Annotated in this window: 10 protein-coding genes; 6 read left to right on the top strand and 4 right to left on the bottom strand. The window is 34.9% G+C overall.

Going from position 1 to position 12,768, the window contains the following annotated elements; translation table 11 throughout:
- The first annotated feature begins 20 nt into the window (after positions 1-20).
- From dsbC to A9G44_RS02820, 4 genes are all read left to right on the top strand, one after another.
- Positions 21-719: a bifunctional protein-disulfide isomerase/oxidoreductase DsbC gene (gene dsbC, locus A9G44_RS02805; protein ID WP_065575422.1), complete on the top strand. Its 699-nt coding sequence runs from the start codon at positions 21-23 to the stop codon at positions 717-719.
- An 82-nt stretch (positions 720-801) separates the two neighbouring features.
- On the top strand, positions 802-2,538 hold the full coding sequence (recJ, locus tag A9G44_RS02810) for a single-stranded-DNA-specific exonuclease RecJ (RefSeq protein ID WP_034913924.1): 1,737 nt from the start codon (positions 802-804) through the stop codon (positions 2,536-2,538).
- A gap of 119 nt (positions 2,539-2,657) precedes the next feature.
- Positions 2,658-4,037 carry a UDP-N-acetylmuramate:L-alanyl-gamma-D-glutamyl-meso-diaminopimelate ligase gene (gene mpl / locus A9G44_RS02815; RefSeq protein WP_065609138.1) on the top strand — a complete coding sequence of 460 codons (1,380 nt, stop codon included), beginning with the start codon at positions 2,658-2,660 and terminating at the stop codon, positions 4,035-4,037.
- A gap of 78 nt (positions 4,038-4,115) precedes the next feature.
- The gene (locus A9G44_RS02820) at positions 4,116-4,475 is read left to right on the top strand and encodes a helix-turn-helix domain-containing protein (protein WP_065575425.1); all 360 of its coding nucleotides are present in this window, start codon (positions 4,116-4,118) and stop codon (positions 4,473-4,475) included.
- Positions 4,476-4,536: 61 nt separating this feature from the next.
- Here the strand turns inward: A9G44_RS02820 and A9G44_RS02825 are convergent, their stop codons facing one another.
- Both A9G44_RS02825 and A9G44_RS02830 read right to left on the bottom strand, forming a co-directional pair.
- The gene (locus A9G44_RS02825; RefSeq protein ID WP_034913931.1) at positions 4,537-5,904 is read right to left on the bottom strand and encodes an L-serine ammonia-lyase; all 1,368 of its coding nucleotides are present in this window, start codon (positions 5,902-5,904) and stop codon (positions 4,537-4,539) included.
- A gap of 290 nt (positions 5,905-6,194) precedes the next feature.
- The gene (locus A9G44_RS02830; RefSeq protein WP_081298230.1) at positions 6,195-7,493 is read right to left on the bottom strand and encodes a serine/threonine transporter; all 1,299 of its coding nucleotides are present in this window, start codon (positions 7,491-7,493) and stop codon (positions 6,195-6,197) included.
- 386 nt (positions 7,494-7,879) lie between these two features.
- On the opposite strand from A9G44_RS02830, the gene proS reads away from it, so the two are divergent.
- Complete coding sequence (gene proS / locus A9G44_RS02835; protein ID WP_065609139.1) at positions 7,880-9,601, top strand: proline--tRNA ligase; 1,722 nt, start codon at positions 7,880-7,882, stop codon at positions 9,599-9,601.
- Between the two features lie 200 nt (positions 9,602-9,801).
- Complete coding sequence (locus tag A9G44_RS02840; RefSeq protein WP_065609140.1) at positions 9,802-11,253, top strand: beta-barrel assembly-enhancing protease; 1,452 nt, start codon at positions 9,802-9,804, stop codon at positions 11,251-11,253.
- Positions 11,254-11,319: 66 nt separating this feature from the next.
- Here the strand turns inward: A9G44_RS02840 and A9G44_RS02845 are convergent, their stop codons facing one another.
- A complete protein-coding gene (locus tag A9G44_RS02845; RefSeq protein WP_065609141.1) occupies positions 11,320-11,982 on the bottom strand; it encodes a histidine phosphatase family protein in 663 nt (220 codons plus the stop codon).
- Between the two features lie 45 nt (positions 11,983-12,027).
- Positions 12,028-12,768: IS30 family transposase (locus A9G44_RS02850; protein ID WP_143426291.1), on the bottom strand; the 741-nt coding region annotated here is incomplete at its 5' end.

The raw sequence follows: 12,768 nt of genomic DNA on the forward strand, positions 1-12,768 counted from the left end.
ACAAAAATAAGGATAATTGAATGAAAAAATTAGTTATATGTTTAGGCTTAGCGTTAATTTCAAGTTCAGTATTAGCAAGTAATAATGAAATTGCAAAATCTTTAGATAAATTCGGTTACGATAGCAAAGAATCAAAAATTTTTGATAGTCCAATTAAAGATTTTAAAAGCGTTAGCACGCCAGAAGGTATTGTATATGTTACTAAAGATGGTAAATACTTAATTCAAGGTTCTATTTTTGATTTACAAGGTGATGAACCAGAAAACATTGCTAACAGCATCAATCTTAGCCTAATAAAATCAATTGAAAAAGATGCCATTATTTATAAAGCTAAAAATGAAAAATACATTATTTCAGTATTTACTGATTATACTTGCCATTACTGTAAACTACTACATGAAAATATTGATAAGTATTTAGAAGCAGGTATTTCAGTTCACTATTTCGCATTCCCTCGTGCAGGTGCTGACAGTGATGTTGGCAAAAACATGCAATCTATTTGGAGCATGGCTGATCGCAAAGCTGCATTTGACAATGCATATAAAGGAAATACAATTTCGCCAGCAAGCAGTATGATACCTTATGTAACACAACAATTTAACGTCGGTAAAAAGTTAGGGATTGGCGGCACACCTGCAATTGTCTTACCTAACGGCCAACTTGTTTCAGGTTACGTGCCTGCAGATAAACTAATTGAATTTCTTGATCACAAAAACTAAATAAAAATTAGCAGTTATTGTTGCTAAAATGTAAATATAAAATGAAAACACATGTTAGCGCAAATGCGCTAACATATAAATTATGAAAAAAAGTAAATTAAAACATCGCAAATTACCTGAAGTACTTCCAGAATTTTCTGATGATATTCCGTTATTATTACAACGGATTTATGCATTGCGTGGTGTTACTAGCATGCAAGATCTCGATTACACCACACGCAATCTATGTAATTACAATAAACTAGATGGTATTGAAAAGGCAGTCGAAATTCTTTATTCAGTAATGAAAAATAATCAGCAAATCATGATTGTTGGTGATTTTGATACTGATGGTGCCACCAGTACTGCTTTAACCATCAGAGCCTTAAAAAATATGGGGTACCAATTTGTTGATTATATCATTCCTGATCGCTTTAATGATGGATATGGATTAAGTGTTTCGGTTGTTAAAAAAGCCATTTTACAAAATGCACAACTTATTATTACCGTTGACAACGGAATATCTGCTATTGAAGCTGTGGATTTTGCTAAGGAATCAGGATTGTCAGTCATTATTACTGATCACCATTTATGCCCTGAGCTACTACCTAATGCCGACGCCATAGTCAATCCTAATTTACCTAATTGTATATTTCCATCTAAGCATTTAGCTGGGGTGGGTGTAGCTTTTTACTTTATGCTAGCTTTACGTGCGAAATTACGGCAAGAAAATTGGTTCTCCGACAATAATTTAGATGAATATAATGTAGCAAATTTATTAGATCTAGTTGCTTTAGGCACTATTGCTGACGTGGTTAGACTTGATCATAACAACCGTATTTTAGTTCATCAGGGTATAAACAGAATACGAGCTGGATATTGTTGTGAGGGCATCAAGGCCTTATTACAAATATCTAAAAAAGATCCTATTAATCTTACGTCTACTGATTTAGCTTTTTATATAGCGCCACGATTAAATGCAGCAGGTAGAATGGATAATATGTCATTAGGAGTTGAATTACTACTTTGTGATAATTATGATTCAGCAATCAACAAAGCTATGGATTTGGATAATCTCAATAGTGATCGAAAGTTAATTGAGCAAATGATGCATAAAGAGGCCTTATCATTTATTCAAGAAATTGAAAAACAAAATATCACAATTCCTAATTTACTCGTGTTTCATCATCCAGAATGGCATCAAGGCATTATTGGGATCTTATCTTCACGTTTAAAAGATAAATATCATCGACCAGTCATATCTTTCGCTTCAACAGAAGATGGTTTTCTAAAGGGCTCAGGACGTTCAATTAAAGGCGTTCATTTACGCGATCTTCTTGATGAATTAAATCAGAAAAATCCTGATCTAATAATCAGTTTTGGAGGTCACGCAATGGCTGTTGGGTTAACTATTCGAAAAAAAGATTTAGAACGTTTTAAAAATAACTTTGAAATACTTTTAAATGAACGCTTAGAACCTGATTTGCTAGAACCAATTATTGAAACTGATGGTGAAATAGATAGCCAAGATCTTACTTACGAAATCGCTAAGCAATTAAAAGAATCAGGACCATGGGGAGAAGGATTCTACACTCCCATTTTTGACGGTGAATTCATTATTCATCAACAGCGATTATTTTCAGACAAACACCTAAAACTAGTACTAGAACCCCAAAACGGTGGTCCACTTATTGAAGGGGTCTTTTTTAATGTAAATAGACAACTATGGCCTGATCAATCGATAAAAAATGTGAAAATAGTTTACCATTTAGATGTAGATGAATTTCGTGGTAACCAAGCTCCACTATTAATGGTTAAACATCTATGGCCTCTCGCATAAACAATCAGAATCGATTATAATTACAAGGTTGCTCTGAATTTACATCTGTTTACCAATCAAATAAGCAATGGTTACCCAATACTATCGATATAAAGTTTATACAATGTTAAGGATTCAAAATGCATATTCATATTCTTGGAATTTGTGGCACATTTATGGCAGGGATTGCTTTGATAGCTCGCTCTCTAGGTCATAAGGTAACGGGTTCAGATAAAAATGTTTACCCACCAATGAGCACACTTTTACAAAAAGAACACATTGATATTATTGAAGGATATGATCCATCACAACTGATATCAAAACCTGATTTGGTCATTATTGGCAATGCGCTATCAAGAGGTAACCCTTGTGTAGAATATCTTTTAGATAATAACATTCCTTATATTTCAGCTCCTCAATGGTTACACGACAATGTATTGCGAGATCGTTGGGTCATAGCTATTGCTGGAACTCATGGTAAAACTACAACTGCGGGTATGGTCAATTGGATTTTAGAAAAGCAAGATTATAAGCAAGGATTCGTTATTGGTGGTGTACCAGGTAATTTTGATGTATCAGCAAGATTAGGTGAAAGCAATTATTTTGTTATAGAAGCAGATGAATATGATTGCTCGTTCTTTGATAAACGTTCAAAATTCATGCACTACTGCCCCAAAACACTTATCATGAATAATCTAGAATTTGATCATGCAGATATTTTTGATGATCTCAGTTCTATTCAAAAACAATTTCACCATTTGGTTCGTTTAGTGCCGAGTAACGGATTAATTATCACACCACAAGAGGATGTAAATTTAAAACAAGTATTAGCTAAAGGTTGCTGGAGTAAAAAAATATTCACAGAATCAGAAAACGGCTGGCTAGCACAACGTATGAATAATGATGCGAGTCATTTTGCGGTTTACTTTAACAATAAAAAAGTGGGTGAAGTAAAATATTCATTAGTTGGCGAACATAATATGCATAACGCACTAATGGCAATTGCTGCCGCCCATAATGTAGGTATTGATCCTGTTGATGCTTGTTTAGCACTAAGTTCTTTTGTCAATGCTAAAAGACGGTTAGAACTTTATGGTGAAGTTAATAATATTGAAATCTATGATGACTTTGCCCACCACCCAACTGCAATTTTAGCCACATTAGAAGCATTACGCAGTAAAATAGGAGCTAATCGTCGCATTCTAGCCGTACTTGAACCACGCTCAAATACGATGAAATTAGGAGTATCTAAAGATGAACTAGCCCCATCACTTGGTCGAGCTGATGAAATTTTTATATTCCAACCAGAACAACTACCTTGGTTAGTGGCTGATGTGGTTGATGCTTGTATTCAACCCGCTTACTGGAGTGGTGATATCGATTTGTTGGTTGAAATGATCACAAAATCAGCTAAACCAACCGATGCAATTTTAATTATGAGTAATGGCGGCTTTAATGGTATCCATAAAAAGATTTTAGAAAACTTAAAGAAGAAACAAATAAAAAACCAAGAACAATAACCGCTAGTCTAAAAATAATATAAATAGCAATATGATATATGCCACATCATGTGGCATATCAAACAAAAAGGACATTTCATGAATGAAACTACCGACATGATTGCTATGCTATGTCGCAGAATAAAATTAGCCAGAATTGAGAAAAATTTATCCCAACTAGAACTTGCGCAAAAATCCGAAATAGGCATTGCAACAATAAAACGTATTGAACAAGGCGAATCAATTACATTACAAACATTAATTTCTGTCCTTCGTGGATTAGGAGAACTTGATCAACTTAATAATTTACTTGCCTATAACGAAGTTATCCATATTGCCTCAGCAAAACAACCAAAACGAAAAAGAAAACAACGAAAAGTAAAAACTGAACGGGTAGATGTACTAACAGAAAATGATTTCTTGCGCTCTAAAGTTAACACCATGCACTGGAAACATTAAATACAATCTAATGTTTCGCCGATTTTGCAATCGGCGAATTCGACAGAAAAATAGCAACAACCTAATTACAATGAACCGTAATTGCTAGCCCTCCACGCGACGTTTCTCGATATTTTGCATTCATATCCTTTCCTGTTTCATACATCGTTTTAATAACTTTATCTAAAGATACTTTTGCTGCAGTAATTCGTCTTAAAGCCATTCTTGTCGCATTTATCGATTTTACTGCGGCAATGGCATTGCGCTCAATACAAGGAACCTGAACTTGGCCTGCAACTGGATCACAAGTCAATCCTAAGTTATGCTCCATTGCTATTTCTGCCGCCATGCATACTTGTTGAGGATTACCGCCTAAAAGCTCAGCAAGTCCTGCCGCAGCCATAGAACAAGCAACGCCAACTTCCCCTTGACATCCCACTTCTGCACCAGAAATAGAGGCATTTATTTGATAAAGTTGTCCTATTGCGCCACAAGTTAGAAAGAAACGAATATAAATATCAGGTGTAACTGGATTAATAAATTTATCATAATAAGCAAGCACAGCAGGTATAATGCCACATGCACCATTTGTTGGCGCAGTAACTACCCGTCCTCCTGCTGCATTTTCCTCACTAACTGCAAGCGCAAACATATTTACCCAATCAATAATCACCATTGGATCACTAATAATTTTATCTTTAGTGGTAGACAATTGACGGTATAACGAAAACGCACGGCGAGGAACTTTAAGTGGTCCTGGTAATAGCCCTTCTGTATTCATGCCTCGTTTGATACATTCCAAAATAGTTTGCCCTACGCGAGAAAAATAGGATTCAATTTCTTCATAAGAGTGTATTTGCAACTCATTTTTCATCATAATACTAGAAACTGATAATGAGTTATCTTCACAATGTTTTAATAATTGCTCAGCTGAAGCAAATGGATAAGGAAATTTTACTGAATCCTGCTCTTGTTGACCAAACTGCTCTTCTTCAACAATCTGACCACCGCCAACAGAATAATAAGTTTTCTGAAAAACTAATTTATCGCCGCTATATGCACTCAAAGTCATACCATTTTCATGTAATGGTAAAAATTTAGAATGAAACACCATACAACTTTCCAACGGAAAATCGATTTCATAACGATCATTGTAAATAGATAACCGCTGAGTTTGGCTAAGTTTTTCGATAACACTTGGAATACTATCAATATCAACAGAATCAGGTTTTTCGCCAGCTAATCCCATAATAATAGCAATATCTGTTTGATGACCTTTGCCTGTTAACGACAAAGAGCCATAAACATCAGCCACAATTTTTGTTACTGACGCCATCATGTTATTACTGATTAACTGATCTATGAATGCCTTCCCTGCCCTCATTGGTCCTACTGTATGTGAGCTTGAAGGTCCAATCCCAATTTTAAATATTTCAAATACCGAACTCATATTTTTCCCTTTTGATGCAAAACTTAAATTAATACTGCTATCCTAGTGATATCTTTACGAATTAACTTTTGCTAATAAAATAGCCAATAATCATCTTGCCACTTACCCCATACTGATACCTAGGTATCACTTTTGAGATTATGAAAATAAGTTTTAATACCCATTAATAGTTAATTCTTGCTATATCGGTAGATTATTTTACTAGTAGCTGTATTTACCTACCAACGAATGCCAGTAGGTTTTATATATTAAATAAACAAGTAAGTGGTAATTACCCATGAATTAAATTTTTATAATAAATTATAGATAGCGGCTGAAATTGCAACTAATCCCATAACAACAATAAACACATTACTTAACCTTCCTTTATATTTTGCTAGTACAGGTAATTTATGAATTGCATACATTGGCATTAAAAACAACAACACAGCTAAAATTGGGCCACCAAGTGATTCAATAAGGCCTAAAATACTTGGATTTAATGTTGCAATCCCCCAAGCAGTTACAAACATAAAGGCAATAGCTAATTTATCAAGTTTGTTTTCTGAAATTGTTTTATTACGGCTACGCAAAAATTTATTAACAACACCATTAAACCCTTCTTTACCACCTAGATAGTGACCTAAAAACGATTTAGCCATTGCAATAAATGCAATTGGAGGACCAATATACTCAATAACAGGTGAATTAAATCGATTAGCCAAATATGACAACGTTGAGATATTTTGAGCTTTTGCATCTAAAAGTTCAGCAGGCGACAAGCAAAGCGCACAACTAAAAACAAAAAACATCACTGTTACAACCATCATGATATTGCTTGCTGCAATAATTCTAGTACATTTAGGTTCAGCATAAACGTCACCATATTCTTTACGTTTAGCTACCGCTAAAGATGAAATAATTGGTGAATGATTAAAAGCAAAAACCATAACAGGAATAACTAACCAAAGTGTCATTAAAATACTTTGTCCTCCGTCACTACTACCAAAAGACAAATTGGTAAAAATTTCACCATTCCACTCAGGAATTAAAAATAACGCTAAAATCATTAAAACTGCAATAAATGGAAAAACTAATATTGACATAACTTTAACAATAAGTTCTTCGCCAAAGTGAACAATTGACATTAAAAATGCAACTAAAATAAATGAAAGTAAAGCTCGTGGTAATGACTCCATTCCTAATTGATGAACCATAAAGCTATCTACTGTATTTGTAATACCAACGCTATATACTAATAATATTGGGTAAATTGCAAAAAAATAAAGTACAGTTATCCAGTTTCCTGCTGTGCGGCCAAAAGCCTCTTCAACAACAACGGTAATATCGCCATCTCGACTTTTACCTGATAATACAAATCGACACAAAGCTTGATGAGCAAAAAATGTCATAGGAAAGGCAAGAACCAACATAACCAGCAACGGAATTAACCCACCGACACCGGCATTAATTGGTAGAAAAAGTACTCCAGCACCAATTGCTGTACCATAAAGGCTAAGCATCCATAACGTATCACTTTTTCGCCATTTAGGTAATTTTGATTCTTTACATGAATCTATTACATTTTCGTTAGTCATTAACGTACTCATTTTGAACTACTCCTCAATCTAAAATTCTGCGCATATGATATCAATTTAATAACTTTTACAAAGTGATCTTTATCACACAAACAACAAAAAATTAAATATAATCAATATGATGAAAAATATCCAATTTGATACCTAGCAAAATAAAAATTAATAAAGTATTAATATTGATACCAAAAAGTAAAACATACTGCCATTCTATAGCCAAATAATCTGTATTTAGCGACTATAATTTAAAAACATACTTTATTAATGCTGAGTTGGAGGTATTACAAGAATTCCATATTAAAAATAACAATAAAATTACTTTAGTGTTACGCTTGGTACTGCTAAACTAGCTCACATTTTTATCATATATATTTATAAATAAATTTTTTTAGGATAAATTTATGCGAACCAGTAAATATCTTCTTTCTACGTTAAAAGAAACCCCTGCTGATGCTGAAGTCATTAGCCATCAATTAATGTTACGTGCAGGCATGATCCGCAAAGTGGCTGCTGGATTATATACCTGGCTTCCCACTGGTTACCGCGTACTTAAAAAAGTAGAAAATATTGTCCGTGAAGAGATGAATAAAGCCGGTGCAATAGAAGTATTAATGCCAGTTGTACAGCCTGCTGATATTTGGCAAGAAAGCGGACGTTGGGAACAATATGGCCCTGAATTATTACGTATTAAAGATCGTGGCGACCGTGATTTTGTTCTAGGCCCAACTCATGAGGAAGTCATTACAGACTTACTACGTAATGAAGTTAGCTCATATAAACAATTACCACTTAACGTGTATCAGATTCAAACCAAATTTCGAGATGAAGTACGCCCTCGCTTTGGTGTGATGCGTTCACGTGAATTTATTATGAAAGATGCATACTCTTTCCATACTACACAAGAATCATTACAAGAAACTTATGATGAGATGTATAAAGCCTATAGCGCAATTTTTACACGTGCAGGTTTAAACTTTAGAGCGGTGCGTGCTGATACAGGATCAATTGGTGGCAACTGGTCACATGAGTTCCAAGTATTAGCCGACAGTGGCGAAGATGATATTGTTTTTTCAACCGAATCTGATTATGCGGCTAACATAGAAATGGCTCAAGCATTAGCACCAACACAAAAACGCACTGAACCTACAAAAGCAATGGAGTTAGTCGATACTCCTAATGCCAAAACTATTGACGAATTAGTCGAACAATTCAATTTGCCGATTGAAAAAACTGTAAAAACCTTGATGGTTAAAGCCACGAAAGAGAGTGGCCATCAATTAGTCGCTTTACTGGTTCGAGGTGATCATACATTAAACGAAATCAAAGCCGAAAAAATCGATATCGTTGCCTCACCACTAGAATTTGCAACCGAAGAAGAAATCCGTACGATTGTGAATGCCGGACCAGGCTCATTAGGTCCAATTAACTTAAATATGCCAGTTATTATTGACCGTGACGTGGCTGTGATGAGCGATTTTAGCGCTGGTGCCAATATCGATCATAAACACTATTTTAATATCAATTGGGAACGTGACACTGCTTTACCTCGCATTGAAGACATCCGTAATGTGGTTGAAGGAGATCTTAGCCCTGATGGCAAAGGCACATTACAAATTAAACGAGGTATTGAAGTGGGACATATCTTCCAACTTGGCACAAAATATTCACAAGCAATGAAAGCAACAGTCCAAGGTGAAGATGGACAAAACCACGTTATGATTATGGGTTGCTACGGCATTGGTGTAAGCCGAATTGTAGCTGCTGCAATTGAACAATGTCATGACGATCGTGGTATTGTATGGCCAGAAGCGATTGCTCCATTTAGCGTTGTCATTATTCCAATGAACATGCACAAATCCGAAAAAGTTCAAGCAACAGCCGAAAAGCTTTATGCTGATTTACAAGCTGCTGGCATTGAAGTTTTATTTGACGATCGAAAAGAGCGCCCTGGCGTGATGTTTGCTGATGCGGAACTAATCGGGATCCCTCACACTATCGTAATTGGTGAACGCAATCTAGATAACGGAGAAGTGGAATACAAACACCGTTTCGGTGGTGATAAAGAAATGGTGAAAGTTAACAACATCATTGAATTTATCCAAAACCGCCGTCAAAAAGCATAATAAATCCAAGCATAAAAATCAAAATAACAACAACGCATTAATATAGTTGTTGTTATTTTGCCAATTCAAGAATAAGTATTATTATTCATAACACTCATTACATCAAATAAGTTAAACCCTAATTATAAATTCAAAGTGATATTGTTGTTTTTTTCAGCTAGAATAAATCAACGCAACTCTTATTTTAATTGGTTAGAATAATGTTAAAAAAAACAATCGCATTGGTATTATCCACCTCATTATTATTACAAAGTACATCTATCGTTTATGCTGATAATATTAACCTCCCTGATATTGGTACTGCGGCAGCCACAACGCTTAGCATTGGCCAAGAAATGGAAATGGGCGATTATTATATGCGAATGTTACGAGCAAGTGCTCCCATAATAAACGACCCTGTTTTAAACCAATATATTAATGATCTAGGCAAAAAATTAGTATCAAAATCAGAATCAGTAAAAACGCCATTTCATTTTTATATTATGAAAAGTGACGTACTTAACGCATTTGCTTTTTTTGGTGGGAATGTCGTCATTCATTCTAAACTAATATTAGACACCGACAATGAAAGTCAATTAGCCTCTGTTATGTCTCATGAAATTGGCCATGTCACCCAACGCCATTTAGCCAGAGCAATGGAAAACCAAAACCGTAATAGCCCTTATGTTTGGGGTGCAACATTAGGCTCTCTACTACTAACATTAGCCAATCCCGAAGCTGGTATGGCGGCGATGACAAGCACCATGGCAGGATCAGCTCAAAATATGATTAGTTTTACGCAAAGTAATGAACAAGAAGCCGATCGTGTTGGTTTAAGAACGCTTGCTAAAGCAGGGTTTGATCCTTATGCTTCATCAGAGTTTCTACAAAAACTTGCCGATCAAAGCCGATTTAGTAGTAAAGCTCCCGAAATTTTACTTACTCACCCATTACCTAACAGCCGATTAACCGATATTCGAAATCGTTCATTGCAATATAGCAAAAAAAATGTATCTCCGTCATTAAACTACTATTTAGCGAAAGCTCGATTGGCCATATTAATGGCTAAAAATAAAAATACCGCAAAGCTATTAGTTGAAGATTATAAAAAACTAAACAATGAACAAAGTAAAACAGCTATTATTTATGCTAATGCTTTAGCAGATAATCTAAGTGGAAATAATCAAAAAGCGAAACAACAACTACAGCCATTATTAGATAGTGATCCCAATAATATTTGGTATATTGATTTAATGACTGATATTGATTTAGCGCTCAACAATAGCAGTACAGCAATCACTCGCCTACAAGCAGCATTAAAAAAAGCACCAAATAGTTCTGCATTGCAACTAAACTTAGCTAATGCGTATATAAAAAACAAAAACTATCAACAAGCCGTAAGCTTGTTACATCGCTATACTTTTGACCATAATGATGACTCAAATGGATGGGAATTGCTCGTCACTGCTTACGGAGGATTACATGCAAGAGCAAAAGAAATGAGTGCTAGAGCGGAATTAATTGCATTAGAAGGTCAATTTCAACAATCCATTCAACTACTACAAAATGCTAAGAATCAAACAAAAGGCGATCAGACAATGATTTCTAAAATTGATGCAAGAATTAATCAATTAAAACAGCTACAAAAACGTTATGCAGCTTATAAACGATAATTTTATTAACAAAACCTTCTCGACTAATTATTTACACAACCACTAGTCGAGAAGATAACAAAATACTTATTTATCAACTAAATGATCCACATTATTGAAAAATTTTACAGTAAATATCCCTTCAGATTGATCATTACCTTGCTTATAATTAACCACACTAATGCTAGTATTTAACATTCGAGGAAAATAATCCTCATCACGATGTAAACGCCAATCACCACCATTTAAAACACAAAGTAATATACGTAATACCGTTCCATGTGACACAACCAAAATATTACCCGTATCTTGAGGTGCATTTTTTACAATAGTATTTAACCCCTGCTTCATACGCGAAAGGATATCAAGATAATTTTCACCTTGATTGACCGAAGCATCAAAATTAGCAGGATCTGTCAAATAAGTAGTAAATTCTGGAAACTCCTTTTTCAATTGAGGGACTTTCTTGCCTTCCCAAATGCCAAAATCCATCTCACGCAAATCAGCAAGCTCAAAAGTAGGAATAACTATATTATTTTCTTTAACAATATAATCTCGAGTTTCCATAGCTCGTTGTTGTGTACTTGAGTATGCTTGCATAAAAAGAACATTTTTTAAATGTTGTCCTGTCACTTTAGCACCCAAAATACCTTGATCTGTTAAAGGTGAATTTTGAGAACCTTGCATCTGATCTTTAATATTCCACTGCGTTTGACCATGTCTAATTAAATATAAATTAATATCTTTCATTCGTACTAACTACCTTTTTTATTTTAAGATTCTGTTTTTTCATACCTAGATTACACCATGAAGTGCAATTCGTCTTAACTCCTTAGAATAAAAATCGGCAGGGCTTTTAAACTTATGCCGTTTTCTTGGGCGTGTGTTCAATAGATATTGTATTTTCTTTATCTGTTTGTCGTCAACTAATGAAATGGCCGCTGACTTAGGTATAAACTGACGTATTAAGCCATTGGTGTTTTCATTTGTGCCTCTTTGCCAGCTTTTATAAGGCTCCGCAAAGTACACGGTAGTATTTAAATAATGCTCAATAGCATGATGATAATTAAATTCGGTTCCATTATCAAAGGTGATGCTTTTAACCATTTTTTTAAACGGCGTTAGCAATTTTATTATCATATCTCTCGTTTCGGAGGCGGTACGTTGATTGAGGCGCCCAATTAATACTAGCCCTGTTTTGCGTTCAACTAATGTCACCAATGCTTGCTTGTCTTTACGGCTAATAATCGTATCTCCCTCCCAATGTCCTCGCGTTTTCCGGCTTTCTACATAACTTGGACGTTGTTTAATTGACCGTTTATATCGGCGGTCTCCTTCTTTAATACTCGGTGCCTTACAATGCCTATAGGCTTTGCCTTTTCGTCTTAGATAAGGTTTGAATTGTTCATAGCGCGCTTTATTTTGATAAAGATAGTTATAGATTGATTGGACGCTGACTTTCTTTAAACGTGCAGCAATCTGCTCTGGGCTGTAATAAAGCATGAGGTATTTTTCAACTTGGCGCCATACCGAAGA

This window comes from Gilliamella sp. Occ4-3, assembly GCF_001690675.1.
GTDB lineage: Bacteria > Pseudomonadota > Gammaproteobacteria > Enterobacterales > Orbaceae > Gilliamella > Gilliamella bombi.

What these genes read in the sequence shown, in the direction of transcription:
- recJ (WP_034913924.1), top strand. Translation starts at nt 802, where the DNA reads ATGAAAAAAAGTAAATTAAAACATCGCAAATTACCTGAAGTACTTCCA.
- dsbC (WP_065575422.1), top strand. Translation starts at nt 21, where the DNA reads ATGAAAAAATTAGTTATATGTTTAGGCTTAGCGTTAATTTCAAGTTCA.
- mpl (WP_065609138.1), top strand. Translation starts at nt 2,658, where the DNA reads ATGCATATTCATATTCTTGGAATTTGTGGCACATTTATGGCAGGGATT.
- A9G44_RS02825 (WP_034913931.1), bottom strand. Translation starts at nt 5,904, where the DNA reads ATGAGTTCGGTATTTGAAATATTTAAAATTGGGATTGGACCTTCAAGC.
- A9G44_RS02830 (WP_081298230.1), bottom strand. Translation starts at nt 7,493, where the DNA reads ATGAGTACGTTAATGACTAACGAAAATGTAATAGATTCATGTAAAGAA.
- A9G44_RS02820 (WP_065575425.1), top strand. Translation starts at nt 4,116, where the DNA reads ATGAATGAAACTACCGACATGATTGCTATGCTATGTCGCAGAATAAAA.
- A9G44_RS02845 (WP_065609141.1), bottom strand. Translation starts at nt 11,982, where the DNA reads ATGAAAGATATTAATTTATATTTAATTAGACATGGTCAAACGCAGTGG.
- A9G44_RS02840 (WP_065609140.1), top strand. Translation starts at nt 9,802, where the DNA reads ATGTTAAAAAAAACAATCGCATTGGTATTATCCACCTCATTATTATTA.
- proS (WP_065609139.1), top strand. Translation starts at nt 7,880, where the DNA reads ATGCGAACCAGTAAATATCTTCTTTCTACGTTAAAAGAAACCCCTGCT.